General features: G+C 52.0%; 23 protein-coding genes and 2 riboswitches. Of the genes, 13 read left to right on the forward strand and 10 right to left on the reverse strand.

Translation table 11 applies throughout. From position 1 onward, the window contains the following. Positions 1-96: 96 nt before the first annotated feature. Positions 97-311, forward strand: a riboswitch (cobalamin riboswitch). A 126-nt stretch (positions 312-437) separates the two neighbouring features. Further along, the gene (gene metE / locus ABKW30_RS08365) at positions 438-2,762 is read left to right on the forward strand and encodes a 5-methyltetrahydropteroyltriglutamate--homocysteine S-methyltransferase (RefSeq protein ID WP_348598987.1); all 2,325 of its coding nucleotides are present in this window, start codon (positions 438-440) and stop codon (positions 2,760-2,762) included. 96 nt (positions 2,763-2,858) lie between these two features. Here the strand turns inward: metE and nrdF are convergent, their stop codons facing one another. The 5 genes from nrdF to ABKW30_RS08390 form a co-directional block, all read right to left on the reverse strand. Continuing rightward, positions 2,859-3,848, reverse strand: coding sequence for a class 1b ribonucleoside-diphosphate reductase subunit beta (nrdF, locus tag ABKW30_RS08370; RefSeq protein ID WP_348598256.1), 990 nt, complete (start codon positions 3,846-3,848; stop codon positions 2,859-2,861). A gap of 13 nt (positions 3,849-3,861) precedes the next feature. Continuing rightward, entirely contained in the window at positions 3,862-6,015 is a 2,154-nt protein-coding gene (nrdE, locus tag ABKW30_RS08375; protein WP_348598259.1) for a class 1b ribonucleoside-diphosphate reductase subunit alpha, read from the reverse strand. Then, entirely contained in the window at positions 5,985-6,398 is a 414-nt protein-coding gene (gene nrdI, locus ABKW30_RS08380) for a class Ib ribonucleoside-diphosphate reductase assembly flavoprotein NrdI (RefSeq protein ID WP_348598261.1), read from the reverse strand. The genes nrdE and nrdI overlap by 31 nt, the downstream gene beginning before the upstream one ends. Positions 6,399-6,413: 15 nt before the next feature. Beyond that, positions 6,414-6,635, reverse strand: coding sequence for a glutaredoxin-like protein NrdH (nrdH, locus tag ABKW30_RS08385; protein WP_348598263.1), 222 nt, complete (start codon positions 6,633-6,635; stop codon positions 6,414-6,416). A 249-nt stretch (positions 6,636-6,884) separates the two neighbouring features. Next, a riboswitch (cobalamin riboswitch) is annotated at positions 6,885-7,111 on the reverse strand. A gap of 133 nt (positions 7,112-7,244) precedes the next feature. Next, positions 7,245-8,129, reverse strand: a complete 885-nt coding sequence (locus tag ABKW30_RS08390; RefSeq protein WP_348598265.1) for a LysR family transcriptional regulator — start codon at positions 8,127-8,129, stop codon at positions 7,245-7,247. 103 nt (positions 8,130-8,232) lie between these two features. Here ABKW30_RS08390 and ABKW30_RS08395 point away from each other — a divergent pair, with 103 nt between their 5' ends. Then, positions 8,233-9,222, forward strand: a complete 990-nt coding sequence (locus tag ABKW30_RS08395) for a zinc-dependent alcohol dehydrogenase family protein (protein WP_348598267.1) — start codon at positions 8,233-8,235, stop codon at positions 9,220-9,222. A 174-nt stretch (positions 9,223-9,396) separates the two neighbouring features. Next, positions 9,397-10,929 (forward strand): MDR family MFS transporter, encoded by a 1,533-nt coding sequence (locus ABKW30_RS08400; RefSeq protein ID WP_348598269.1) that lies wholly within the window; start codon positions 9,397-9,399, stop codon positions 10,927-10,929. A 297-nt stretch (positions 10,930-11,226) separates the two neighbouring features. Here the strand turns inward: ABKW30_RS08400 and ABKW30_RS08405 are convergent, their stop codons facing one another. Next, a complete protein-coding gene (locus tag ABKW30_RS08405) occupies positions 11,227-12,648 on the reverse strand; it encodes a coniferyl aldehyde dehydrogenase (RefSeq protein ID WP_348598271.1) in 1,422 nt (473 codons plus the stop codon). A gap of 354 nt (positions 12,649-13,002) precedes the next feature. Further along, positions 13,003-14,334, reverse strand: a complete 1,332-nt coding sequence (locus tag ABKW30_RS08410) for an MFS transporter (protein WP_348598272.1) — start codon at positions 14,332-14,334, stop codon at positions 13,003-13,005. A gap of 186 nt (positions 14,335-14,520) precedes the next feature. Here ABKW30_RS08410 and cyoA point away from each other — a divergent pair, with 186 nt between their 5' ends. The 9 genes from cyoA to ABKW30_RS08455 all read left to right on the forward strand — a co-directional run bounded on the left by cyoA (position 14,521) and on the right by ABKW30_RS08455 (position 23,088). Then, positions 14,521-15,669, forward strand: coding sequence for a ubiquinol oxidase subunit II (cyoA, locus tag ABKW30_RS08415; RefSeq protein WP_348598274.1), 1,149 nt, complete (start codon positions 14,521-14,523; stop codon positions 15,667-15,669). A gap of 16 nt (positions 15,670-15,685) precedes the next feature. Beyond that, a complete protein-coding gene (cyoB, locus tag ABKW30_RS08420; RefSeq protein ID WP_348598276.1) occupies positions 15,686-17,692 on the forward strand; it encodes a cytochrome o ubiquinol oxidase subunit I in 2,007 nt (668 codons plus the stop codon). Beyond that, positions 17,692-18,327: a cytochrome o ubiquinol oxidase subunit III gene (cyoC, locus tag ABKW30_RS08425; RefSeq protein ID WP_348598278.1), complete on the forward strand. Its 636-nt coding sequence runs from the start codon at positions 17,692-17,694 to the stop codon at positions 18,325-18,327. The genes cyoB and cyoC overlap by 1 nt, the downstream gene beginning before the upstream one ends. Then, positions 18,324-18,701, forward strand: coding sequence for a cytochrome o ubiquinol oxidase subunit IV (gene cyoD / locus ABKW30_RS08430; RefSeq protein ID WP_348598280.1), 378 nt, complete (start codon positions 18,324-18,326; stop codon positions 18,699-18,701). Before cyoC ends, cyoD begins: the two co-directional genes overlap by 4 nt. Further along, on the forward strand, positions 18,698-19,501 hold the full coding sequence (locus tag ABKW30_RS08435) for an SURF1 family protein (RefSeq protein WP_348598282.1): 804 nt from the start codon (positions 18,698-18,700) through the stop codon (positions 19,499-19,501). The genes cyoD and ABKW30_RS08435 overlap by 4 nt, the downstream gene beginning before the upstream one ends. Further along, positions 19,498-20,847: an ATP-binding protein gene (locus tag ABKW30_RS08440; protein ID WP_348598283.1), complete on the forward strand. Its 1,350-nt coding sequence runs from the start codon at positions 19,498-19,500 to the stop codon at positions 20,845-20,847. The genes ABKW30_RS08435 and ABKW30_RS08440 overlap by 4 nt, the downstream gene beginning before the upstream one ends. After that, a complete protein-coding gene (locus ABKW30_RS08445; protein ID WP_348598285.1) occupies positions 20,837-21,370 on the forward strand; it encodes a response regulator transcription factor in 534 nt (177 codons plus the stop codon). Before ABKW30_RS08440 ends, ABKW30_RS08445 begins: the two co-directional genes overlap by 11 nt. A gap of 117 nt (positions 21,371-21,487) precedes the next feature. Beyond that, on the forward strand, positions 21,488-21,853 hold the full coding sequence (locus ABKW30_RS08450; RefSeq protein ID WP_348598287.1) for a YciI family protein: 366 nt from the start codon (positions 21,488-21,490) through the stop codon (positions 21,851-21,853). Beyond that, on the forward strand, positions 21,850-23,088 hold the full coding sequence (locus ABKW30_RS08455) for an RNA polymerase sigma factor (protein ID WP_348598289.1): 1,239 nt from the start codon (positions 21,850-21,852) through the stop codon (positions 23,086-23,088). The genes ABKW30_RS08450 and ABKW30_RS08455 overlap by 4 nt, the downstream gene beginning before the upstream one ends. 2 nt (positions 23,089-23,090) lie before the next feature. Here the strand turns inward: ABKW30_RS08455 and ABKW30_RS08460 are convergent, their stop codons facing one another. The 3 genes from ABKW30_RS08460 to ABKW30_RS08470 all read right to left on the reverse strand — a co-directional run bounded on the left by ABKW30_RS08460 (position 23,091) and on the right by ABKW30_RS08470 (position 25,053). Next, positions 23,091-23,657 (reverse strand): methylated-DNA--[protein]-cysteine S-methyltransferase, encoded by a 567-nt coding sequence (locus tag ABKW30_RS08460; protein ID WP_348598290.1) that lies wholly within the window; start codon positions 23,655-23,657, stop codon positions 23,091-23,093. Between the two features lie 92 nt (positions 23,658-23,749). Then, positions 23,750-24,172 (reverse strand): hypothetical protein, encoded by a 423-nt coding sequence (locus ABKW30_RS08465; protein WP_348598292.1) that lies wholly within the window; start codon positions 24,170-24,172, stop codon positions 23,750-23,752. Positions 24,173-24,345: 173 nt separating this feature from the next. Then, positions 24,346-25,053, reverse strand: coding sequence for a glutathione S-transferase (locus ABKW30_RS08470; protein ID WP_348598294.1), 708 nt, complete (start codon positions 25,051-25,053; stop codon positions 24,346-24,348). Between the two features lie 124 nt (positions 25,054-25,177). On the opposite strand from ABKW30_RS08470, the gene ABKW30_RS08475 reads away from it, so the two are divergent. Further along, complete coding sequence (locus ABKW30_RS08475) at positions 25,178-26,071, forward strand: LysR substrate-binding domain-containing protein (RefSeq protein WP_348598988.1); 894 nt, start codon at positions 25,178-25,180, stop codon at positions 26,069-26,071. Positions 26,072-26,111 lie beyond the last annotated feature (40 nt).

Genomic DNA, 26,111 nt, shown 5'->3' on the forward strand with positions numbered 1-26,111 from the left:
ATTTAAAAACACCCATAAGAGACTTCACCACCCGCTGGAAACACGTAAGGATATAAACATTTCTTTATATCGTCTTGACAACGGCGTTCTCTTGTCCGAAATTAGCGAGGTCATGGTTCTCTGGGCGCCTTCAAGGTTCGCCAGGGCTAAGAGGGAAGCCGGTGCGCGTGATTACGCAATGCCGGAGCTGCCCCCGCAACTGTAAGCGGCGAGCTGTTGTCCATTAGTGTCACTGGGGCGAAAGCCTTGGGAAGACGGGCAAAGGCGACGACCCGCGAGCCAGGAGACCTGCCAAGACAAAAGAACGTCCACGGGCGGGGTGTCCCGGTGTGTCGCAGCAAATGACCGTAGTCGAGCGGTCTATCCCTGCACGCGTCCGCTTGCCCACGCCCCTAACTTATGTCGGGGTTAAAGTTATGTCTGAATCTAAAATTGCTATCGCCACTCTCGGTGTGCCGCGCATCGGCCGGCGACGAGAGCTAAAGTTTGCTCTTGAATCGTATTGGTCCGGCAAATCTTCCGCAACTGAGCTTCTTGCCACTGCAAAAGAGCTGCGCGCTGCCAGTTGGACCGAACAACGCGATCGCGGAATCACCAGGATTCCATCAAACGATTTCTCGCTATACGACCACGTCCTCGATACCGCCATCATGGTCGGTGCGATCCCCGCCGCCTATGGTTGGAAAGGCGGAGAGGTATCTTTGGAGACTTACTTTGCAATGGCTCGCGGCAGCCAGGGACATGCTGCAAATGATTGTGGTCATGCGGGCCACGAGCATGATCACGGGCATGGTGTCACAGCTTTGGAAATGACCAAATGGTTCGACACCAACTATCACTATATGGTGCCGGAACTCGCCGACGATCAAACATTCGTCCTGTCCTCGACGAAGGTTATTGATCATTTCCTCGAAGCTAAGGCCTTGGGCATTCAAACACGTCCAGTCATTCTTGGCCCAGTCACGTTCCTCAAGCTAGCCAAGTCCCATGAAGAAGGCTTCGATCCTATTGCGCTGCTTCAGAAGCTTCTGCCTGTCTATGAAGAACTCCTGCGTAAATTGGCACATGCAGGCGCTGATTGGGTACAAATCGATGAGCCTGCTCTGGTACTCGATCTGGTCCCGAACGAGCGTTACGCATTCAAGTTCGCCTACGACAAACTGACCGCAGCTGCCCCTGAACTGAAAATCCTGCTGGCCACCTACTTCGGTGCACTCGCTGATAACCTGGATACGGCTGTTGCTTTGCCGGTACATGGTTTGCACATCGATTTGGTGCGTGCTCCTGAACAGCTCGGCGATATTGTCGCCAAGGCGAGAAAGGATCAGGTACTGTCACTCGGCGTTATTGACGGCCGAAACATCTGGCGTTCAGATCTCAGCGCTATAGTAGATCGTGTGGAAAAACTCGTTACGGAACGCGGCGCGCATCTTGTAGAAATCGCCCCCTCCTGTTCGCTCCTGCATGTGCCGATAGATCTGGAACTGGAAACAAAACTTGAGAGCGACCTGAAAAGCTGGCTTGCATTTTCCACGCAGAAAATGGATGAACTCTCCATCCTTGGCCGCGCTTTATCCGAAGGAAAAGGCGCTGTTGCAACCGAGTTAAAAACAGCGACAGATGCCATCGCATCGCGCCGTGCATCGCCCAAGGTTCATGATCCGCTGGTTGAAGGCCGCATCGCGGGGATCGGTGACGCCCTGAAAAAGCGCAAAAGCTTGTTCTGGCAACGCCAAAAACTTCAGGGCGACAAGCTGGGCCTACCGGCATTCCCGACCACAACCATCGGTTCTTTCCCGCAGACGCCGGAAGTCCGCAAGGCTCGCTCATCACATGCCAAGGGTGAGATCACTTATATTGAGTATGAAGGTTTTCTTCGACAGGAGACCGAAGCTGCCATCCGCTGGCAGGAAGAGATCGGCCTTGATGTGCTTGTTCACGGCGAATTCGAGCGCAATGACATGGTTCAATATTTCGGTGAACAACTCTCAGGATTTGCCTTCACTCAACACGCCTGGGTGCAAAGCTATGGTTCCCGCTATGTGCGTCCACCCATCATCTTCGGTGACGTCTCCCGCCCACGCCCGATGACAGTGGGTTGGTGGAAATATGCGCAGTCCCTGACAGACAAGCCCGTCAAAGGCATGCTTACGGGCCCGGTGACAATCCTCAACTGGTCCTTTGTCCGCGATGATCTTCCTCGCTCCGCAACATGCCGTCAGATCGCGCTCGCTATCCGTGACGAAGTCACTGACCTGGAAAAGGCTGGCGCGGCAATGATCCAGATTGATGAAGCGGCGCTTAGAGAAGGCCTGCCGCTTCGCAAAGCTGACTGGAAAACCTATCTCGATTGGGCCGTGGAAAGCTTCCGCTTGTGCTCAACTGGTGTCGCCGATGAAACGCAGATCCACACCCATATGTGTTACTCCGAGTTCAACGATATCATCGACGCCATCGCTGCAATGGACGCAGACGTGATTTCCATCGAAACCTCACGCTCGAAGATGGAACTTCTGGACGCCTTCAAAACCTACAAATATCCGAACGAGATCGGGCCTGGCGTTTACGACATCCATTCACCGCGAGTGCCGGAAGTTGCTGAGATGACCGAACTCTTGGCGCTGGCACGCAAGCGGCTGACCGACGGACAGCTTTGGGTCAATCCAGATTGTGGCCTAAAAACCCGCAAGTGGGAAGAAGTACGCCCAGCGCTTGTTAATATGGTTTCAGCAGCAAAAGAACTGCGAGCTTTGGCCGTTTAAAATAATGGGAGCCGTCGATTTTCGGCGGCTCCTCTCTTGGATCATCTTCGCACACCGTCTTGGCGTCACGCCATTGATAATTTGGTCTGCGCGATTCTAAAAATCCCAATCTTCATCCTCTGTGGCAATCGCTTTGCCGATAACATAGGAGGAGCCGGAACCTGAAAAGAAGTCATGGTTTTCGTCAGCGTTCGGAGACAGGGCCGACAGGATCGCCGGATTTACCTTGCAGGCTTCAGCAGGAAACAGCGCTTCGTAACCGAGGTTCATCAATGCCTTGTTGGCATTGTAGTGAAGAAACTTCTTCACGTCCTCGGTCAGGTTGACACCATCATAAAGTGTCTCGGTGTATTTCGCTTCATTGTCATAAAGCTCAAGCAGGAGGTCGAAGGCAAAATCCTTGATCTCACTGCGACGTTCTTCACTGAGACGCTCCAGACCTCGCTGGAACTTGTAGCCAATGTAATAACCATGCACGGCCTCGTCGCGGATGATAAGGCGGATCATGTCAGCTGTATTGGTCAGCTTGGCGCGACTTGACCAGAACATCGGCAGATAGAACCCGGAATAGAACAGGAAGCTTTCAAGAAACACGCTGGCGATCTTGCGCTTGAGCGGATCAGGATTTCGGTACTGTTCAAGGATCAGCGCTGACTTTTTCTGCAGATGCTCGTTCTCCTCCGACCAGCGATAGGCATCGTCCACATCGGGCGTCGAGCACAATGTCGAGAAAATCGATGAGTACGATCGAGCATGTACGGCCTCCATGAAGGAGATATTGGAATAAACCGCTTCCTCATGCGGAGTGATCGAATCTTCCATCAGCTTTGGAGCGCCGATACTTGTCTGAATCGTATCGAGCAGTGTCAGTCCCGTGAAAACACGAATAGTAAGCTGCTGCTCTTCAGGTTTCAGTGCCGCCCATGACGGAATATCATTCGATAGCGGCACCTTTTCGGGCAACCAGAAATTACCAGTCAGCCGGTTCCAGACCTCCAGATCCTTGTCATCCTCAATGCGGTTCCAATTGATGGCACGCACCGGCGCGGGAAGCTTCAGAGTCTTATTTTTGACTTGGATGTTCATTTGTTTTCTCTAATCAAAGCGTGCAGGATACGCAGCCCTGCACTTCCGTGCCGGAAAGGGCCATTTGGCGAAGGCGGATGTAGTAGATTGTCTTGATGCCCTTCTTCCAAGCGTAGATTTGCGCCTTGTTGATATCGCGCGTTGTCGCGGTGTCGCGGAAGAACAATGTAAGCGATAGGCCTTGATCCACGTGCTGCGTAGCTGCGGCGTAGGTGTCGATTATCTTCTCCGGGCCGATCTCATAAGCATCCTGATAGTAGTCGAGATTATCATTGGTCAGGAATGCAGCCGGGTAATAAACGCGGCCAATCTTGCCTTCCTTGCGGATTTCGATCTTGGAAACGATCGGGTGGATCGAAGAAGTCGAGTGGTTGATATAGGAGATTGATCCTGTCGGCGGAACCGCCTGCAGATTCTGGTTGTAAAGACCCGATGTCATCACTGCCTGCTTGAGGGCCACCCAATCTTCTTGCGTTGGAATTGCTATACCGGCTGTTTCAAACAGCTCCCGCACACGCTCCGTGGCTGGCAGCCATTCCTGTTCCGTATATTTGTCGAAGTATTCACCAGATGCGTACTTCGAATTCTCAAAGCCTTTGAAGCTCTGACCTCGTTCGACAGCCAACCGATTTGATGCGTGGACGGCATGATACGTCACGGTATAAAAATAGATGTTGGTAAAATCGATACCCTCTTCGGAGCCGTAATAGATACGTTCCCGCGCGAGATACCCGTGCAGGTTCATCTGGCCAAGGCCGATAGCATGGCTGTCATCGTTACCCTTCTCGACCGAAGGCACTGAAGAGATATGGCTCATGTCCGAGACAGCGCTGAGCGAACGTATTGCTGTCTCAATGGTCTTGCCAAAATCGGAAGAATCCATCGCTGCGGCGATGTTCAGCGAACCGAGATTGCAGGAGATATCTTTCCCCATGTGATTGTAGGACAGGTCGGCATTATACTCGCTGGCCTCACTGACCTGAAGGATTTCGGAGCATAAATTGCTCATGGTGATGCGTCCCGCAATCGGGTTGGCGCGGTTCACCGTGTCTTCAAACATGATGTAGGGATAACCACTCTCGAACTGTATCTCGGCCAGAACCTGGAAGAAGTCGCGAGCCTTGATCTTCTTCTTGCGGATACGCGAATCCGCCACCATCTCACGGTACTTTTCGGTCACCGATATTTCAGTAAAGGCAATTCCATAAACGCGTTCTACGTCATAGGGCGAGAACAGATACATATCTTCATTGTTTTTCGCCAACTCGAACGTGATGTCCGGCACCACAACACCAAGCGACAATGTCTTAATACGAATCTTCTCATCTGCATTTTCACGCTTGGTATCAAGAAAACGCATGATATCGGGATGATGTGCATTCAGATAGACGGCACCAGCACCTTGCCGAGCGCCAAGCTGGTTGGCATAGGAGAAGCTGTCTTCCAGCAGTTTCATGACTGGAATGATGCCCGATGATTGGTTTTCAATCTGCTTGATCGGTGCTCCGGCTTCACGGATATTGGTAAGCGACAAGGCCACACCGCCTCCGCGCTTGGAGAGCTGCAACGCTGAGTTGATGCCCCGCGCAATCGATTCCATGTTGTCCTCAACCCTGAGCAGGAAGCATGAAACGAGTTCACCGCGCTGCTTTTTGCCTGCATTGAGGAACGTTGGTGTCGCCGGCTGGAAGCGTCCGGAAATGATCTCGTCAACCATATCGCGCGCCAGAGCCTCATTGCCTTGCGCCAGCGTCAGCGCCACCATGCAGATGCGGTCTTCGTAACGCTCAAGATAGCGTTTCCCGTCAAAAGTCTTCAGTGTGTAGCTGGTATAATATTTGAAAGCGCCCAGAAAAGTCGGGAACCGGAATTTCTTTTCGTAGGCATAATCGAACAGGTCGCGCACGTAATTGAAAGAATACTGATCAAGAATCTCGCGCTCGTAATAGCCTTCGGTCACCAGATAATCGAGCTTCTCCCGCAGATTGTGGAAGAACACCGTGTTCTGGTTCACATGCTGCAGGAAGTACTGCTTCGCCGCCATGCGATCCTGATCCAACTGGATCTTTCCCTCCTCATCATAGAGGTTCAACATTGCGTTGAGCGCGTGATAGTCCAGTACTGTTTCGGCGGCTTTCACTGGCCGTTCGAGAGTGAGGGTGTCCAAAATCGTTCCAATCCATGTTTAACGTTAGCGACATCCTGCTCCGTGCCGATAAGCTCGAACCTATAAAGATAAGGTACCTGGCATTTAGCGGAGATGATGTCGCCGGCGATCCCGAAGGTCTCTCCGAAGTTGCTGTTACCCGCGGCGATGACGCCGCGGAGGTGTGAACGGTTTCCCGCTTCATTAAGGAAGCGAATTACCTGTTTTGGAACGGCACCCTTGCCGCCGTCGCCGCTATAGGTCGGCACGATCAGAATATAGGGGGAATTTACTTGCAGCTCTTCGCGGGCACTAACTGGTATGCGCTGCGAGGCGAAGCCCAGCTTGGAGACGAAACGGTGGGTATTTTCCGATCTGCTGGAAAAGTAAACGATCCCACCCATAATCCCTTATCCTTGCTAAGCGAGTGTACTGATCATATCCGGGCGGAAACCAGCCCAATGCTGTTCACCAGCAATCACAACCGGCACCTGACGATAACCAAGGCTTTGAACCAGTTCGAAGGCATCCGGATCACTTGAAACATCGATAACGTCATACTCAACACCGTGACGATCCAAGGCGCGAGTGGTTGCGGTGCACTGAACGCAGGCCGGCTTGCTGTAAACGATAATGCTCATGATTTCCTCGTATGGTTTGCAGTCATGGGAACAGGCTCCGGCAAGCGCATCGCCGGACTAATTGGTCAGAAAAATTCGTTTGAAAATGTCAAACCGTAGATGGCTTCAGGCGGACTAATCTCGCTCAATACACTGAAAAGATTGCTCATGGATCTTACCCGTCGCCTGTTTGTGGAGAGGTTCTGGGGGAAGCGGCACGTGTAGGCTAATCACCGACATCATGTTCGCGACCATCCCGGCGCCCCGCCGGTGGAATCGTTAGATCAAGGCAGGTCTCCTGGCTTGCGGATCATCGCGCTCATTCTTGTCTTCCCGAGGCTCTTCAGCTCCAGTGACATTATCGAACAAGAGCTAGCCGCTTACAGTTGCGGGGGCAGCTCCGGCATTGCAGCACTCTTAGAGAGTGCCCCTCACCGTATTCCCGTCTTAGCTTCCCATCCTCACGAATCGGAAGAACCTTGAACACTATATATAGTAGACGAGGTTAAAATTGCGTCAACAGCTAGTTCGCTTAAAGTCGCAAATCCTGTGCGTGAGATTATCGTGACTGTGGATATCGGGCATATCCGCACAGCGAATCACAAACATCCTGAATAGCTAATGAAAGGACTACATCATCTTTGGAAGCGCAGTAGCCAACGCATCCACAGCAATTCGCACTTTTAACGACAAGTGAGGCGTTTGCAACCACATCGCATAGCAGTCGTAAGGTAAACCGGGCTGATCGGATAGTAATTGAACAAGCACGCCCTCTTGAAGACGTCCCCGCACCAACCAGCTTGGAAGCCAGGCCAACCCCATCCCGCTGGTTGCGGCATCAGCAATGGCATCGAGATCGTCAAGACGTATGCGGTTGATCGGTATCACCGTTTGACCGCCCGGAAACAACCATGGCCGTATTCCACCGGACCGGCGATAGATGATGCCCTGATGTCGACCAATATCCTGTACATGTTCGGGCCTGCCATGCCTTTCAAGGTATGACGGCGAAGCGCAAACGATCATATGTTGACGCGCGACACGGCGTGCGATGATACCTGCCTTATCTTCAGGATCACCAGTTCTGATTGCCAGATCAAAACCGTTTTCCGCCAGATCGGAGAAGCCATCGCTATAGGATAAATCCAGTTCCAATGTGGGATACTTTTGCGCAAGTTCCAGCAAGACAGGGGTTACACAGCGACGGCCAAAATGCACTGGCATTGTGACCCGCAATTTCCCGCGAGGTTCGACGAGCTGATCTGCGGCAAGAGCATCCGTTGCATCCACTTCGGCAAGAACCGTGCGGCAGCTTTCATAATAAGCATGTCCGAAATCCGTTAGGCTCTGGCGGCGGGTGGTACGGTTGAGAAGGCGTAAGCCGAGCCGTTCTTCCAGAAAACGGATATGTTTGCCCACCATTGGACCTGATAGGCCCAATTCATCCGCCGCAGCGGCAAAAGAGCCTAAATCTACCGATTTGACAAACACCGTCATGCTCAGAAGGCGATCCATATTCAAAACTCTTAGTTTCTACTGCATTATTTCTTAGCATATTTATCACCGATCTAACGGCTTTTATACCCTATTCAGTTCAAATAATTTGGAGTTTAGCTTGATGGTTCGTGTAGTCCGTTTTCATGAATTTGGTGGTCCCGACGTTCTTCGTATTGAGAACGTAGATTTTCCCGCACCGGGCGAAGGCGAAGTACGCATTCGCGTTAAGGCGCTGGGGCTTAATCGCGCTGAAGCTCTGCTACGCACAGGGAAATATATTGAGACCCCACCATTGCCCTCAGGATTAGGGCTGGAGGCAGCTGGCATTGTGGACATGATAGGCGAAGGCGTGGATGGCTTCGCGCCCGGTGATGTCGTCAGCGTTGTTCCGCCTGTTTCGATGGTTCGCTGGCCCGCTTACGGGGAAGTTGCAACCTTTCCTGCAAGATTGCTTGTCAAACACCCGCCATCACTTGGATGGGTAGAGGCTGCTGCGCTTTGGATGCAATATCTTACTGCCTATGGTGCTTTGATCGATGTTGCCAAGCTACGTAAGGGTGACTTCGTAGGCATTACTGCCGCATCCAGCAGTGTTGGCCTTGCAGCGATTCAGATTGCAAACATGGTGGGCGCTACCTCAATTGCAGTCACGCGTACATCCGGAAAAACGCATGCTTTGCTTGAGCATGGCGCAAGCTATGTCATTGCCTCGGAAGAAGAGGATTTGGAGGTTCGCCTTAAAGAGATTGCAAGACCAGAAGGTGTAAGGGTAGTGTTCGATGCGGTCGGAGGGCCAATATTCGAACCGCTGACAGCAGCTATGTCAGAGGCGGGCATTCTTATCGAATATGGTGGATTAAGCCCGGAACCAACGCCCTTTCCACTGTCCCATGTCCTGAGCAAGAGACTAACGTTGCGCGGCTATCTCGTCCACGAGGTCATCAAAGATCAAGAAAGACTGGATGCTGCCAAGACATTTATCCTGGCTGGATTGGCATCCGGCGATTTGCAACCGGTCATCGCCAAAACGTTTTCATTTGACGACATCATCGAAGCACATCACTTTCTGGAGTCCAACCAGCAATTTGGCAAAATCGTAGTGACGCTTTAAAATGAAGCTGAAACGACGTTGACATTCATCCTTTACAGGGATTGAACTAGCCTGCGCAGCTTCTGCAGCAGGATTCCCTTCGTCGACAGCAAATCAATATCAGGAACGCATTCGAGCGCTGGCTGCATGGCTGGTGAAAACTATCCGTTCTTGAGGAACTTTTGAAGAATTATCATGACCGATAGAGTTTTGAAAACGAACCGCCCATTGGTTATCGTATCGATTGTTCTGGCCACATTTATGGTTGCAATAGAAGCAACGATCGTTGCCACGGCCATGCCGCACATTGTCGGGGAGCTTGGCGGCTTCACCTATTATAGTTGGGTTTTTTCAGCGTTTCTTCTCGCACAATCAACGACTACTATTATCTACGGAAAATTGTCCGATACCTTTGGGCGCAAACCCATCCTCGTGGTTGGAATTGTCATATTCCTTATCGCTTCCACATTTGCTGGCTTTGCATGGTCGATGGCCTCGCTTATCGGTTTTCGTCTGTTGCAGGGTATTGGCGCTGGCGCAATTACACCTGTCGCAATGACCGTCGTCGGAGATCTGTATACGCTCGAAAAACGTGCGAAAGTCCAAGGTGGTCTTGCAACCGTCTGGGCCTTTTCCGCGGTAATGGGCCCCCTCGCGGGTGGCCTTATCGTTGACTACGTTTCCTGGGGCTGGATTTTTTGGATCAACATTCCCTTGGGTATTTTGACGATAATCGGCTTTGTGCTTTTTCTGCACGAAACGATTGAACACAGGCAGGTAAAGATCGACTACCTCGGAACGGTACTCTTCTCGATCGCGATTGTTTCGCTATTGATCATGCTCACTGAGACCAATGCAGGGTTTGTCGTTCTCACCGGGCTTGCTGTATTGGTTATCGTCGCGGGTTACCTGTTTTTCTTGCAGGAGCGCCGGGCTCCCGAACCCATCATATCATTGGAACTGTGGAGCCGCAGGCTTATCGCTACAAGTAATACCGTTGTTCTCCTCGCCGGAATGGCTCTCATTGGCTTGACCACCATGCTTCCCATCTATGTACAAGGTGTGCTGGGGCGGTCACCCTTGGTTGCCGGATTTACGTTGACCATGCTCATCGTAGGCTGGCCGCTGGCCGTCATGCTGTCGGGTCGTTTTTTCAGTACCTTTGGAATTCGCAACACGTTGCGCGTTGGCAGTTGCATGTTTCCACTCGGCGCTGCCTTTCTGCCCTTCCTCATGATCGACAGCAGTCCCGTGGTTGCCGGAATCGGCGCTTTCATGATGGGATTTGGTATGGGTCTCATCAATTTTACCAGCATCATTCTGGTTCAGGAGAGTGTTGATTGGTCCATGCGCGGTAGCGCTACCGCATCCATCATTTTTTCTCGAAGTCTCGGTAATACGCTTGGCGCAACTGCGCTTGGCGCGATTCTGAACGCTGGTATATTGTATTTCGGTAGCGGCGAGCTGGCCGTCCAATTGCACGACATGCTTAATCAACCCGCAGGGTTGATCAATCTTTCCTCAAACCCTGCCATCCAAGCTGTATTCTATTCCGCCCTTCATTGGACATTCTGGGGTGTCTTCGTGGTTGCGGTCTTAACCTTTATCACCACTTGGCTGGTACCCGTGTCGACAGATGCCGGCCGGAAAAAAGTGCAGCCAACCACTGAACAGCAGGTCGAGGGCATCGACCCCGCGCTTGTATCCTTAGACGAGAAACAATCATGACAAGGCGTTTGTTGCGTCAATGATTCCAGCACGTGCAGATGATTGCGAAACGAGCGCTACCAACATGTCCGAGGTGCGTGCTGTTTGGATAATACGCTTTGAAAGCGAGCTTTCCAAAGCATTCGACAGTACACATGATTTCGAGCCTGCCTACGGGCAAGAACATCAACTCCGGCGATTATGCATTTATTAGACCAACCCAAAGCGAGTTCGTACTCCAGCAATTTGGCTCAATTGCAGCATATCAGAAAGGTAAGATCGTCAGAAACTGGCCTGCTTTGCCAATGTCCTGATGTTTTAACGCACGAACAGTCGAACAATCATGTCAGCCAAACCCTTATAAGGAGGTTTGAGCCTGTCGCTCAGCGGCATGCGAGCCTGATGCAACACCGGCATCGCCTTGGAGAAGGTTTGGAAACCTTCACGCCCATGGTAGTGTCCCATTCCGCTTGCGCCTACACCACCAAATGGCAAATCGTTACAAACTATGTGAAGCAAGGTTTCGTTGATACACACTCCCCCGGCAACAATGTTTGACAGGAGTTTCTCGGTCTCGATTTTGTCGTTGCTGAAACAATAAAGAGCCAGCGGTCGCTCATGGGAATTGATATAAGCGATTGCTTCGTCAATCGTTTTATAGGTTTTGATTGGAAGGATGGGACCGAAGATTTCTTCTTGCATGATCCGGGAATCGTCGGTGGGGTCGATCACCAGAGTCGGCGGCAGTAGGCGATTAATTTCGGCATTGCCTGCATCTTTTGGTTCAACCAGCGTGATCACTTCGTGACCTCGCTCGCTTGCATCTTCCAACAGACCTTTTAATCGTCGATACTGTCCGTCATTTACAATATGCGTATAATCGGGTGTCGCATCAATTTGCTTGTATCGCGACGCGACTTCCCTCCGCACCGCTTTAACAAATTCGTCTTTTCTTGCTTGTGGTACCAGTGCATAATCTGGGGCAATGCAGGTTTGACCGGCATTGTAAAGTTTTCCTGTTACAAGACGTGTGGCAGCCATGCCAAACGAGATGCCCTCTCCAATGACGGCAGGCGATTTCCCGCCTAACTCTAGTGTTACCGGGGTTAAATTCCGTGCGGCTGCTGCCATCACCTTTTTACCAACGGCGGTAGAGCCGGTGAAGAGCAAATGGTCGAAAGGTAGACCAGCAAAAGCGCTACCGACCTCTGAACCACCAAGTGCAACCGCAACCCGAGACGCCGGGAAGACGTCCGCAAGAAGCGATGCCAGAAACTCGCTGGTGCGTGGAGTATGCTCCGAAGGTTTGAGATAAACATGATTACCCGCTGCAATGGCAGTTGCCAGTGGAGTAAGTGCAAGATTGACTGGATAATTCCATGGAGCAATCACGCCAACAACCCCGAGAGGGACATACCGTAACTCTGCCCTGGCAGGCCACATACGCCAACCAGCGGAACGTCTTTCCGGTTTCATCCATGATTTCAGGTGCGACAGCATGTGGTCAATTTCGCTGAACACCGTCATACCCTCGCCAAGCAGACTTTCATGGCGTGAGCGATGGCCAAAATCCGCACTGATGGCCTGGACCATAGGTTCGAGGCGATCCTTCAATGTGCTACGCAACCGTTTCAAGTCGTCACAACGTTGCACGTAATCCGGCCGGTTGGCCAACCATGCCGAGCGTAGCTCAGTGAGTGTCATATTTATTTGATCAACTGCAGGGGTATCACTCTTCATTTCGGCAGGATCCTGTTAAATGCGCAATAGAACAAGATCGCTTCCTGAGAGAAGTTGCAAGGTTACATCAGGCCAGCATGCGGTGAATAATGGTCATCGCAACATAAGATTGCTTGCTCACCTTGCCGAAATCAGCTTGACGTCTCCAAGAAGCCGACTGCAATCGTCAGATTGCGAGCGATAAATCGTAGGCGATTTTAGAAACATACGACCGCGATTTCAAGGGCACATGCGAGACGGCACTCGCGTGTATAGTTCACTGTCCAATGAGGCTTGAAGTACTGATTTTCTATGCGACGTCTCAGCACTCGCGCTCTTACTCAAGAGCCAATAGTTTCGCGCAACAGCCGCGGGTTAAACATCTTGTGCATCTGTCTGCCGGTTCAAACGAAGTGCTATGAGTGTGCAAACGGCACCGGAGAGCAGATAACCGCCAGCTGCTATCAATCCAAAATGACTGGAGAGTAGCAATGCCACCAAGGGTGCAAACCCGGCACCGAATAGCCATGCCAAATCGCTGGTCAGTGCGGATCCGGTGTAGCGGAATTTCTTCGAGAACCTTGAAGCAACTGATCCGGACGACTGGCCGAAAGACAGGCCAAGCAACGTGAAGCCAAGGATCATGAAGATCAATTCGCCAATATCTCCGCCATCGAGCAATTGAGGGGCGAAGCCGCTGAACACAGCAATGGCTATGGCTGTCCCGCCAAGAAGATTCCGGCGGCCCACGCGGTCGGCGATAGTGCCTGATGCAAATACGGCCACGACACCTACTGCGGCACCGAAGGCTTCAATCAACAGGAAGCGCGCCGGACCCTGGTCGGTGAACAGGAATACCCATGACAGAGGGAACACAGTTACCATGTGGAACAGCGCAAAACTGGCAAGCGGAGCAAAAGCACCAACGACCACATGGCGACCTTCATGCTGCAAGGTGTTTGCTACGGTTGTCGGCTGCAATTCGCGGCTTTCATATAGCTTTGCATATTGTGGCGTAACGACCATGCGAAGCCGGGCAAAAAGCGCAACAACATTTATGGCGAAGGCAACAAAGAATGGATAGCGCCAGCCCCAGCCAAGGAAGTCTTCGGCAGAGAGATTAGCCACGAAGAATGCAAACAACCCTGCCGCCACCATAAGTCCAAGTGGTGCGCCAAGCTGCGGTATCATTGCATACCAGCCGCGACGTTGTTTGGGAGCGTTCAGCGCGAGAAGCGATGCAAGGCCATCCCACTCACCGCCGAGCGCCAGCCCCTGTCCGATCCGGAACAATGCGAGAAGTGCAGCAGATGCCCAACCGACCTGTTCGTAACCGGGCAGGAAAGCCACTGCAACAGTCGAGCTGCCGAGCAAAAAAAGAGCAATCGTCAACTTCACACCACGACCATAGGTCCGGTCGATCTGCATGAATATGACCGTGCCAATCGGCCGGGCGATAAAGGCCAACGCGAAAATGCCGAAAGAATAGACCGTGCCTGTCAGCGCATCGACATAGGGAAACACAAGCTTGGGAAAAACCAGCACAGAGGCAATGGCATAGACGAAGAAGTCAAAGAATTCCGATGTCCTGCCTATAATAACGCCGATGGCAATTTCACCGACATTAACGTCGTCGTGGCGCGAATGAAGACGCTTTGCGTCCCGCTCAAGCGCCGTCGAAGAAGCCGCTCCTGTTTTCGCGCTCATGGTCCAGTGCGCTCCTCGATCAGACATTGAAAACGTTCATGACCGCCCATTTGCGGTGACTGCTAGCGTATCCCTTATCATTGTGACACACTACGGGAGGATTGGGCAAATTGTCCAATGTCGCTCTGACTATGGTGCAGCTAGTGATGGCGCAACTAGGCGCTGTTTCCATTGACAGGAAGTCTCTTGAACCGTTTTTTTGCCATCGCCCTGCTCCCATTTCTTGCATTGCTCACAGCATGCAATGCCGTCGTCATGAATCCGTCCGGTGACGTAGCCGTTCAGCAACGGGATCTTGTCGTTATCTCCACGGTCCTCATGCTCATCATCATTATTCCAGTGATGCTGCTCACGGTATTTTTCGCTTGGAAGTATCGCCAATCAAACACTGATGCGCCCTATGATCCTGAATGGGACCACTCCACGCAGCTGGAACTGATCATCTGGGCAGCACCCCTCCTGATCATCATATGCCTTGGTGCTGTTACGTGGATGGCTACCCATCTACTTGACCCTTATCGCCCGTTAGGCCGTATATCCCCCGGTAAAGCCGTATCGGAAACGGTGAAGCCACTCCAAGTCGAAGTTGTGGCTCTCGATTGGAAATGGCTCTTCATTTATCCGGAGTACGGTATTGCGAGCGTCAATGAGATGGCTGCACCCGTTGACAGACCCATCGATTTCCGTCTGACATCCTCCGCCGTGATGAATTCATTCTATATTCCGGCTCTGGCGGGCCAGATCTACACCATGCCGGGTATGCAGACCAAACTCAGTGCTGTGATCAATCATCCCGGTGAATATCAAGGCTTTTCCGCCAATTACAGTGGCGCAGGCTTTTCTGGCATGCGGTTCGCCTTTCACGGTTTACCTGATGAAGGCTTTGAAAAGTGGATTGCCGACGTTAAGTCGAAGGGCACAGCGCTTGACCGCATGACCTACCTTCAACTTGAACAGCCAAGCGAGAAGGTTCCTGTACAGCACTATGCCAGTGTCGATCCGGAATTGTTCAGTGCGGTTCTTAATCGCTGTGTTGAACGCGGCAAAATGTGTATGAGCGAAATGGATGAGATCGATGCCAAAGGGGGCCTTGGCATGGCTGGCATCTATAACATCCGCTCATTGGAGTATGACAAATACACCCGTCGCGGCGCCGTGTTCGGCCCAGAGCCTACATTTGTCGTCGGCATTTGCACTACTGAAGAAGCGCTGCAATCAAGCATGAACACGCAAACTCTGCCGCCTCTGAACACTTCCCCATTTACTGGTGCGGGCCTTCCTCGCCCATCTTCCACCCAATTGTTCGGTCTGCAGCGCCGCCCTTCGAATACCTGAACGAAACGAGCCCGATATGTTTGACAATCCCGAACTTATAAAGCTGGTTTTCGGTAGGCTCACGCTGGAGTCTTTTCCGCTTCACGAGCCTATTCTCGTTGCCACATTCATCGTAGTCGCACTTGGCGGCATAGCGCTTGTGGGGGCGCTTACCTATTTCCGGCTTTGGGGCTATCTCTGGCATGAGTGGTTCACCACTGTCGATCACAAACGCATCGGTATAATGTACATGATCCTGGGCATCGTCATGCTGCTGCGAGGTTTCGCCGATGCCATAATGATCCGTCTTCAGCAGGCAATGGCATTCAATGGTTCCGAGGGATATTTGAACGCCCATCATTTCGATCAGGTGTTTACCGCTCACGGCGTCATCATGATTTTCTTCGTGGCAATGCCGCTGGTCACTGGGCTAATGAACTTCGTGGTTCCTTTGCAAATCGGTGCACGTGACGTATCATTTCCGTTCCTCAACAATTTCAGTTTTTGGATGACCACTGCTGGCGCGGTCCTGGTGATGATGTCGCTGTTCGTCGGCGAATTCGCGAAGACGGGCTGGTTGGCATATCCCCCGTTGTCCGGCATCGGATACAGTCCAGATCCGGGCATGGATTACTATATATGGGCGCTACAGATCGCGGGCGTCGGCACGCTTTTGTCAGGCGTCAACCTACTCGCCACGATTGTGAAGATGCGCGCGCCGGGCATGACAATGATGAAGTTGCCCATCTTTACCTGGACAGCGCTTTGCACCAACGTGTTGATCGTTGCGGCTTTTCCAGTTCTGACAGCTGTGCTCGCTCTGCTGACACTTGACCGCTATATCGGTACCAACTTCTTTACCAATGATTTTGGCGGCAATCCGATGATGTATGTAAACCTCATCTGGATTTGGGGTCATCCAGAGGTCTATATCCTTATCTTGCCTGCCTTTGGCATATTCTCCGAAGTAACTTCTACTTTCTCGAGAAAGCGCCTTTTCGGTTATACGTCGATGGTCTACGCGACTATTGTTATCACCATTCTTGCCTATCTGGTCTGGCTGCATCACTTCTTTACCATGGGTTCGGGTGCAAGCGTGAACTCGTTCTTCGGCATCACCACGATGATTATTTCGATCCCCACAGGCGCGAAAATATTCAATTGGTTGTTTACCATGTATCGGGGCCGCATCCGTTTCGAACTTCCCATGATGTGGACTATCGCATTCATGCTCACCTTTGTTATCGGCGGTATGACGGGAGTGCTGCTTGCCGTGCCTCCAGCCGATTTCGTACTCCATAACAGCCTGTTCCTTGTCGCGCATTTCCATAATGTCATCATAGGCGGCGTGCTGTTCGGTCTGTTTGCCGGCATTTATTACTGGTTCCCGAAGGCATTCGGGTTCAGGCTCGATCCGTTCTGGGGCAAGATGTCGTTCTGGTTCTGGGTGATCGGATTCTACTTTGCCTTCATGCCGCTTTACGTATTGGGCCTCATGGGTGTGACACGCCGTCTGCGTACGTTTGAAGATCCATCCCTGCAAATCTGGTTCACCATTGCTGGCTTCGGTGCGTTTCTCGTCGCTATCGGTATTCTGTCGTTCCTCATTCAGATTTTCGTCAGTATCCGCAATCGCGAAGCGCTGCGTGATCTGACGGGCGATCCATGGGATGGACGTACGTTGGAATGGTCCACTGCATCGCCGCCTCCAGCCTATAACTTTGCTTTCACACCGGTAATTCATGATCTTGACAGCTGGTATGATATGAAGAAACGCGGCTACAAACGTCCTGAAACGGGATTCCGAGCAATCCATATGCCAAGCAACACTGGCTCAGGGGTGATCTTGTCCGGATTGAGCCTCGTCTTTGGTTTTGCGATGATCTGGTATATCTGGTGGCTGGCAGCCGTGTCATTCGTCGCTCTATTGGCATGGTCAATAGGACACACGTTCAATTACAGGCGTGATTTCCATATATCGACCGATGAGGTTGTTGCGAGCGAAAACGCCCGTACTGAACTTCTTGCGGCGGGATTGAAATAATGAGCAGCAAAACCGCTACAGTTTCTGCAACCGCGGAAGGGCCAGTGTTTTATCTGGCAGACGAACATGATCACGCCGAAGGCGGCAGCACCATGTTCGGCTTCTGGATTTACCTGATGAGCGATTGCCTCATCTTTGCCGTTTTATTTGCCACTTACGGCGTTTTGGGAGGGAACTACGCAGCGGGTCCTGCTCCGAAGGACCTGTTCGATTTGCCATTGGTGGCCATCAACACTTCCATGTTGCTTTTTTCCTCCATCACCTATGGCTTTGCCATGTTGGCGATGGCAAAAGGCCGGGTAGGAGCCACTCAGGGCTGGCTTGCCTTGACGGGCCTGTTCGGCGTGGCTTTCATTTGTATCGAACTTTATGAGTTCGCCCATATGATTCACGAGGGAGCAACACCACAGCGAAGTGCATTCCTCTCCTCGTTTTTCACTTTGGTAGGAACCCACGGCCTACACGTCACGATCGGCTTGATCTGGTTGGTAACCCTGATGGTACAAGTTGCTCATTATGGTTTGATTCAGGCAAATATGCGCCGCTTGATGTGCCTGAGCATGTTCTGGCATTTTCTCGACGTAATCTGGATCGGCGTATTCACCTTCGTTTACCTGATGGGAGTGTTGCGATGAGCACAAAGTCGAAGGTCGAACACGACGTCCATAGTCACGATGACGGGCACGCCCATGGTTCGCTCAAATCATATCTGATCGGTTTCGGGCTATCAGTCATTCTGACGGCCGTTCCTTTCTGGCTCGTCATGAGCGGTGCTCTGGACTCAAAACAGGCTACCGGTCTGATCATCATGGCGTTTGCGGTCGTGCAAATTGTCGTGCACATGATTTTCTTCCTACACATGAATGTTCGATCAGAAAATGGCTGGACAATTTTAGCACTGATTTTCACGCTTGTGCTTGTAATCATCACACTGACGGGTTCGCTTTGGGTCATGTATCATTTGAATACTAATATGATGCCTGCCATGGATATGAGCCAGATACCATGACAGCCGCCCGAACCGCGCGCCGACATGCCGCTAGCGGCGATCGGGCCGGACGGGCAAGCAATACTCCGATCAAACTCATACTGATTGGCATCCTGATACTTTTCTGCATTGCCATTCTTGTCAGTCTCGGAGTCTGGCAACTGGAGCGCCGTGTTTGGAAACTTGGTCTGATCAACCAAGTGGAGCAAAGAGTGAATGCGCCAGCAACACAAGCACCCGGCCCTGATCTCTGGGCCAGAATTAATGCCAAAGACTTCGCGTATCTTCACGTCACAACAAGCGGAAGATTTCTGGAAAAACCGGCAACGCTCGTGCAGGCGGTCACCAACCGCGGGAGTGGATTTTGGGTGTTGAGCCCCTTTCAAAGCAGCGATGGATTTAGTCTCCTCATTAATCGGGGTTTCGTTCCAACTGAGAAAGCGGGCGAAGATTGGCGACCAGATCGTGAATCCACAACTACGGTAAGCGGACTTTTGCGGGTGACGGAACCTGATGGTGGCTTCCTGCGCAGCAATGAACCCGCCACCGGGCGCTGGTACTCGCGCGATGTTGCGGCCATAGCTGCAAAGCTGAATATCGACCGTCCCGCTCCGTATTTTATTGATGCGGATGCAAATCAGGATCGAAATCAACTGCCAATTGGTGGTCTGACAGTCGTTGCATTTGCAAACAACCATTTGGTTTACGCATTGACGTGGTTTGGTATGGCGCTGATGCTGGGCGTTGCCTCGATTATCATTGGACGAAGCGAATGGCAGACACGACATAGTTCCAAGACACAAATCGGAATGGAACTATGATACAGGATGCAGTTTCCTCCCTATCCACAGAGCTTGACAGTTCGGAGGTAGCTCCCGTATTTCCGCCCGCCGATCATACGGCGAACTGGAAGAACATGACGTTGCTGGTTCAGTTACGCTGGATCGCTGTCATTGGCCAGATCATTACCATTACCGTCGTGCATTCAGGTATGAAAATTGCCCTGCCTATTGTCGCAATGGTTGTTGTCCTTTGCGCTTTGGTGATCCTCAATCTTGCAAGCATTTTGTGGCTGCGCGGCCGACGAAGCGTCACGGCAGCAGCATTGTTCATTGCACTGGTTCTTGATGTTGCTGCACTCACCGCCCAGCTATATTTGAGCGGCGGCGCGACCAATCCATTCATTTTTCTCTATCTGCTTCAAGTGACGCTTGGCGCAGTTCTGCTTGATGCGAAACTGACATCCGCCATTGTTGCCATAGCCAGCGCGAGTTTCGCGGGTCTGACAATTTTCTACGAGCCGCTTCTTCTTCCCGGTCATGCACCGGATGAACTTTTCCGGCTTCACATACTCGGAATGCTGCTCTGTTTTGTACTTGATGCTGCCCTCCTGGTTGTCTTCATTGCCCGGATTAGCCGCAACTTGCGCGAACGCGATGCCAACCTTGCTGCCCTTAAGCAACATGCTGCCGAGGAGGACCATATCGTTCGCATGGGCCTCCTCGCTTCCGGAGCGGCCCATGAGCTTGGAACACCTCTATCATCATTGTCTGTTATACTTGGCGATTGGCGCCGCATGCCCGCTCTGGCTCGCGATCCTTCCATGCTGCAGGAAATCGACGAAATGCAGGCCGAGGTACAGCGCTGCAAGTCAATCGTAACCGGCATTCTTTTGTCTGCCGGCGAAGCGCGTGGTGAATCTCCGAAGATTACTACGGTCAACACTTTTCTCGATGAACTTGTCAGCGAATGGCGCACGGCGCGATCAGGGGCTACGCTGTCTTATGGCAATGCTTTTGGACTGGATATTGCCATTGTCTCTGACTCCGCATTGAAACAGGTCATCTACAACGTTCTCGACAATGCTTTTGACGCCTCCCCCAACTGGATAGGTTTTATGGCAGAACGGGATGGTGATATGCTTGTGCTTCGCATCAGTGATGCCGGACCGGGATTTGCAGCGGAGATGCTGGCACAGTTTGGTAAGCCATATCAGTCAAGCAAAGGCCGCTTAGGCGGAGGGCTCGGCCTTTTCCTTGTCGTCAATGCGGTACGCAAACTTGGAGGCGTCGTGTCTGCCAGAAACCTGCCACAAGGAGGTGCTGCCGTGACAATGAACCTGCCATTGTCCTCACTTGCAATTGGAGCACGTTCTCATGCCGGGTGAACGTGAGCTGATTATCGTTGAAGACGATATCGCCTTTGCAAAAACGCTGAAACGCTCCTTTGAACGGCGCGACTATAATGTGGTGCTGGCGTCCAGTCTGGAGGAACTCGGCGAAACATTGAAAAGCTATTCGCCCGGTTATGCGGTGGTCGATCTTAAGTTGGCAGGCGCCTCAGGTCTTGCCTGCGTTGAAGCGTTACATGCACACGATCCGTCAATGCTAATCGTTGTCTTGACCGGATTCGCCAGTATTGCCACCGCCGTCGAAGCGATAAAGTTGGGTGCTTGCCACTATCTCGCCAAGCCCTCGAACACGGACGACATCGAAGAGGCCTTCAGCAAAGCAGTTGGCAATGTCGATATAGCGCTAACGGCGCGACCTACTTCGATAAAGACACTCGAATGGGAGCGTATCCATCAAATGCTCGTTGAAACAGATTTCAATATTTCCGAAACGGCCAGACGGTTAGGCATGCATCGACGGACTCTTGCGCGAAAACTTGAAAAGCGCCGCGTTACCTGACAGCTGCCTTTGCAGAACGTTTTTTGCGTTTTCGTGAAAAAATTTCGTAGCAATGTCGAATCTGGCAATAGTCAAACGATTATGGGTGTTCAACAAGCTAACTGAAGGAATCAGATTATGCGTTACGCCTGTCTCATCTACTACAATGCAAAAACACTCTTTGGCGGAAGCCCTGAAGCAAATGCGGCGCTGTCCGAATGCGCCGGGTATGACGAAAAGCTGAAGGAAAGCGGCCATTTCGTAATGGGTGAAGCCCTTGAGTTGCCGGAAAATGGTATGACCTTGCAGGTACGTGATGGCAAAATGTCGGCTGTCGATGGACCTTTCATGGAAACAAGAGAAATGCTGGGCGGCATTATCCTGATAGAGGCAAACGACCTCAACGATGCCGTTCGCGCCGCCTCAGGACATCCATTGGCGAAGATTGGCTCAATCGAAGTCCGGCCAGTTGTGGACTTCAGCACACCGCCGCCGGAACTGTGAACCGATCCGATGCAAGCGCCGCCTTCGAAGCTGTTTATCGCTCCGAAAAACGCCGCGTACTTGCAACACTGATCCGGCTTCTGGGTGGATTCGAAGCGGCGGAGGAGGCTTTGCAAGAAGCCTTCACCGCCGCCGCGGAGCGATGGCCCCGCGATGGTATTCCGCAAAATCCCTATGCCTGGCTTGTCTCGACTGGTCGATTCAAAGCCATTGATCGCTGGCGCAAACAGGCAAGGCTCGCCGCCGCTCTGCCAGAGTTAGCCGCACTCGCAGACGAATTATATGAGCCCGCAATGCCCGAAGATATCAGCGATGACGAACTGCGTCTTATATTTACCTGTTGTCATCCCGCTCTCGCGGCCGATGCGCGTATTGCTCTCACACTACGCGAGATTGCCGGACTGACTACCGAAGAGATTGCCCGGGCATACCTGGCCCCTGCTCCAACTATCGCCCAGCGCATCGTCAGGGCTAAGACCAAGATTCGTGAGGAAGCTATTCCTTATGAGGTGCCTAGCCGCGCTCAACTTCCAGAGCGTCTCGAAAGTGTCTTGCGTGTGATTTATGTCATTTTTAATGAGGGTTACGCCGCAACTGATGGCCCGGCGCTGACACGGGCTGACCTCTGCGCCGAGGCAATAAGGTTAGGCAGACTGATGGCAGGTCTGTTAAAGGAACCCGAAGCAATGGGTTTGTTGGCACTGATGCTTCTGCATGAAGCAAGACGCCATACTCGTACGGATTCATCCGGAGACATAATCTTGCTGGAGGATCAAGATCGATCACTCTGGGACAGAGCACTTATCAACGAGGCCAGCAAGCTTGTCGAGCGAGCGTTTGCGGGCCGTAATATCGGCCCTTATGTCCTTCAGGCAGCTATCGCCGCCGTCCACGCCAATGCATTGACAACTCTGGATACCGATTGGACACAGATTGTCGCTTTGTATGATGTCCTTTTGCGGGTGGACCCATCGCCTGTGGTGGCACTAAACCGAGCGGCGGCGCTATCGAAACGTGACGGTCCAAAAGCCGGACTTGCAGCAATCGAACTGGTCATCCAACAAGGAAGCCTTGAAAATTATCCGTTGGCCTACGCGGCTCGCGCCGATATGCAGCGCCAGCTTGGCCTTATCGAAGCCGCCATACGTTCTTACCAGCGTGCCATAACACTGACGAGGCAACCGGCTGAACTACGCTTCCTGAAAGCTCGCCTCTCGGGGCTGACCTTACAATAGCATTAGAAGCCGAACGACTGCTGGGCCGGAGGGACAGCAGCACCGAGGTGGACACCTTCAAGTTCAAGCATTCGTGCTTTTGCCACGGAGCCGCCGGGCGCCGAAAAGCCACCCACCTTCCCGCCAGCAGCCAAAACCCTGTGACAGGGGATAATCAGGGGGACCGGATTTCTGGCCATGGCCTGCCCCACATCTCTCGCAGCTTCCGGACCTGCCCCGAGTTCCTTTGCGATTGTACCGTATGTGGTCGTGTCTCCCCAACCAAGCTGCCGCGCAACAGCATAAATCTGTGCGAAGAATGGCTCTTGATCGCCAATATCGACTGTCACATTGGAGAAATCGATCTCTTCTCCATCAAAGTAGCGCTGTACCGCAGCAATTATGTCCGCAATTTCCGGCGTCGGTTTTCCCGGCAATGCTTCAGGCAAGCGGCGAAGCAGCACACGCTCCGTCGCCTCTGCACTCTTCGTTGGCAATTGGAACCGCGTGATGCCAATACTGCTCCACGCAATGCCGCAAAATCCGCCTGCGGTGTGGAAGATATTATAGTGGTGTATCGTCTCGCTCATGAGGCAGTCCTCGGATTTCATCCTGTCTTGAGAATCGTGCACATAGACAGAAAATTCAATCCGATTCTTGCGCTTGATGTCAGCAGACTAAATTAATCAGTCGCAGACATCACAATATCACAAAGACCTTTGCGCACGACCTTTTCCGATGTGACCTGACCCTGTTGGATATTGAACATGGCATCGACACGCGTACCGCTGCCTTTCTTGCGAGCAACTATGCGCAAGGTCTGTTCCCGGCCGGAACCTGTAGTCTCTTGATAGGCGTCTATGGCTCCGAGAGACTTGTCCACCCGTATTCCTGAGAACCCTTCCGCGGCAACAGCCTGAGCAAGTGTTTTCAGGATCTGATCTGGCTTGGCCTTTGGAAAATCATATGACGTCTTGTAGGTCATCGCCGTGAGCAAAGGAACGCCGGTTACCTTGAAGTTCCCTTCACAGGTTTGCGCCTGAACTGCCGAAACGCCAGTAACTGCAAATAGCAAAGCTAGAAAAACCCGTTTTTTCAAAGACATGACTCCCCAAATTTCGTTGAAAGGTTTTTAAGCTCAATCTGGAAACTTTCTACTAGAGTAAATGAACTAGTGCGTGTCTGGAATGTTCGGTTTTCTCTTCAATCCCACAGCCTATGCCGGCGTATTCCCGCGGCAGCTTTTGCCCCCGGTGCGTATTCTTATTGTAGCAAAGCTCATACTGCTTCGAGTGCGATTTTGAGCACATCATCGAAGCTGATGTGTCCAGCAAATCCGCCAGCTGACTTTGCCTCTTTCTCGTGTTCGATTGCATGGGCAAACTTGACTGCTGCATCATCTTCCAGTCTTTGATGCAGTTTGTTTAGACCGGGATAGTCCGCATAACTCGCAGTCTTGTGAAAATGGCTCCAACGCGCGATGCCCATGAAGTAGGCATCGGCCAATGTCGGCTTGTCACCCAACAACCATTGCTGATTTCCTAGCAGTAATTCCAAATCCTCATGAGCTTTGGCAACATTGGTCCTGCCGTAGGCAATCAGTGTTTCCTTTTCATTGCCATCGCTCACATGTTCTAGTGCATACCAAAGTGACGCGTATGCACTGAAGTACGTGGTGTTCAAGAACGCCAGCATCTGGTTCAAGCGATCAAAATCCTTTGTCCCTTGTCTGAAGGCAATCCCCTGTTCTATGGCACCGGCACCAATGTGATTGAGAATCGCCATGCTTTCGCTGATAAACTCGCCCGTTGAGGTCCGCAAAGTTGGTGTCTCCGCGACAGGGTTGATCTGTCTGTAAGCCGCACTTGTCACTGTTTCCGGCATCTCGATACGCGAAAGCCGATAAGGCTGTTTTGACCATTCCAGCGCGACAATCGAGCCGAACGAGCAGCCCTCTGGAACTCCATAGAAAAGTATCTGTGTCATAGTTGCCTCCTTATTTTTCATCCAAGGTCTCTTCTGTCTTACACAGTCCTTATATTCCGGGTGGACGATCTGGTAGTAGATGGCTATTTTGCACCTTATCGTCCATGCTTATGGACGTTGGGGTTTGCCAATGATCAATCTCAATGATTTGTTTCTTTTCGTTCAAGCGGTGGATGGTGGCAGTTTTTCCGAAGCGGCCCGTCGACTGGGCATACCCAAATCAACAATCAGCAAACGCATCGCCGAGTTGGAAGCGGAGCTAGGCGCTCGCCTCATTCATCGCACATCACGCAGTTTTTCGCTTTCTGACGTGGGGCGCGATTTCTTTAATCATGCTCGCGGTGCTTTGATCGAAGCCGAAGCAGCGGAAAACATTGTCCGCAGCCGGATAGCAGAGCCCAGCGGCACAGTTCGTCTGACCGCTTCCATCCCGACGACACAGTTTTATCTGGCAGATTGCCTGCCTGTACTCGCTCGCAAATATCCCAAGATAAACCTCGAGATGCACGCAAGCGACCGATTTGTAGACCTCGTTCAAGAAGGCTTCGACCTTGCCGTTCGGAGCCATTTTGCCCCCTTGCCAGATTCGGACCTCGTCCGGAAGCAATTAATGGTCGAGCCGATATTTGTCGTTGCGTCGCCAGGATATATTTCTGCATATGGCAAACCAAACACTCCACATGACTTGGATAGCCACTATGGACTGCTAAGCGCTCCCGGCGCGGACAACTGGCATCTTGTTTCTGACACTGGCGAAAAAGTAACGGCAAAGCCGATCCGGAGAATGATGGCAAATGAATCCATCGCTTTGATTAAAGCTGCCACTGCCGGTTTAGGGCTGACATGTCTCCCATCATCAATATGCAGGGACGCCATCGCGCAAAGCGAGCTTATCCATGTCCTGCCGAACTGGTCGGCTGGCACCGTAACCACCACACTGCTTATGCCACATCGCCGTGGCCAACTACCGAGCGTGCGTGCGACAGTCGAGTTTCTTTCTGAACAACTTTGCAAGTGATTGATCGTAGGTTCAATCAACAACATGTGATTTTACAACC

The sequence above is a fragment of the Phyllobacterium sp. SB3 genome, from assembly GCF_040009165.1.
GTDB lineage: Bacteria > Pseudomonadota > Alphaproteobacteria > Rhizobiales > Rhizobiaceae > Phyllobacterium.

Bases quoted from the DNA above. Each gene is read 5' to 3' on its own strand.
- ABKW30_RS08465 (WP_348598292.1), bottom strand. From the start codon at position 24,172: ATGTCTTTGAAAAAACGGGTTTTTCTAGCTTTGCTATTTGCAGTTACT.
- ABKW30_RS08405 (WP_348598271.1), bottom strand. From the start codon at position 12,648: ATGAAGAGTGATACCCCTGCAGTTGATCAAATAAATATGACACTCACT.
- ABKW30_RS08460 (WP_348598290.1), bottom strand. From the start codon at position 23,657: ATGAGCGAGACGATACACCACTATAATATCTTCCACACCGCAGGCGGA.
- nrdH (WP_348598263.1), bottom strand. From the start codon at position 6,635: ATGAGCATTATCGTTTACAGCAAGCCGGCCTGCGTTCAGTGCACCGCA.
- ABKW30_RS08395 (WP_348598267.1), top strand. From the start codon at position 8,233: ATGGTTCGTGTAGTCCGTTTTCATGAATTTGGTGGTCCCGACGTTCTT.
- ABKW30_RS08390 (WP_348598265.1), bottom strand. From the start codon at position 8,129: ATGGATCGCCTTCTGAGCATGACGGTGTTTGTCAAATCGGTAGATTTA.
- nrdI (WP_348598261.1), bottom strand. From the start codon at position 6,398: ATGGGTGGGATCGTTTACTTTTCCAGCAGATCGGAAAATACCCACCGT.
- ABKW30_RS08440 (WP_348598283.1), top strand. From the start codon at position 19,498: ATGATACAGGATGCAGTTTCCTCCCTATCCACAGAGCTTGACAGTTCG.
- cyoB (WP_348598276.1), top strand. From the start codon at position 15,686: ATGTTTGACAATCCCGAACTTATAAAGCTGGTTTTCGGTAGGCTCACG.
- cyoC (WP_348598278.1), top strand. From the start codon at position 17,692: ATGAGCAGCAAAACCGCTACAGTTTCTGCAACCGCGGAAGGGCCAGTG.
- nrdF (WP_348598256.1), bottom strand. From the start codon at position 3,848: ATGAACATCCAAGTCAAAAATAAGACTCTGAAGCTTCCCGCGCCGGTG.
- ABKW30_RS08470 (WP_348598294.1), bottom strand. From the start codon at position 25,053: ATGACACAGATACTTTTCTATGGAGTTCCAGAGGGCTGCTCGTTCGGC.
- ABKW30_RS08400 (WP_348598269.1), top strand. From the start codon at position 9,397: ATGACCGATAGAGTTTTGAAAACGAACCGCCCATTGGTTATCGTATCG.
- ABKW30_RS08410 (WP_348598272.1), bottom strand. From the start codon at position 14,334: ATGAGCGCGAAAACAGGAGCGGCTTCTTCGACGGCGCTTGAGCGGGAC.
- ABKW30_RS08445 (WP_348598285.1), top strand. From the start codon at position 20,837: ATGCCGGGTGAACGTGAGCTGATTATCGTTGAAGACGATATCGCCTTT.
- ABKW30_RS08450 (WP_348598287.1), top strand. From the start codon at position 21,488: ATGCGTTACGCCTGTCTCATCTACTACAATGCAAAAACACTCTTTGGC.
- cyoD (WP_348598280.1), top strand. From the start codon at position 18,324: ATGAGCACAAAGTCGAAGGTCGAACACGACGTCCATAGTCACGATGAC.
- ABKW30_RS08435 (WP_348598282.1), top strand. From the start codon at position 18,698: ATGACAGCCGCCCGAACCGCGCGCCGACATGCCGCTAGCGGCGATCGG.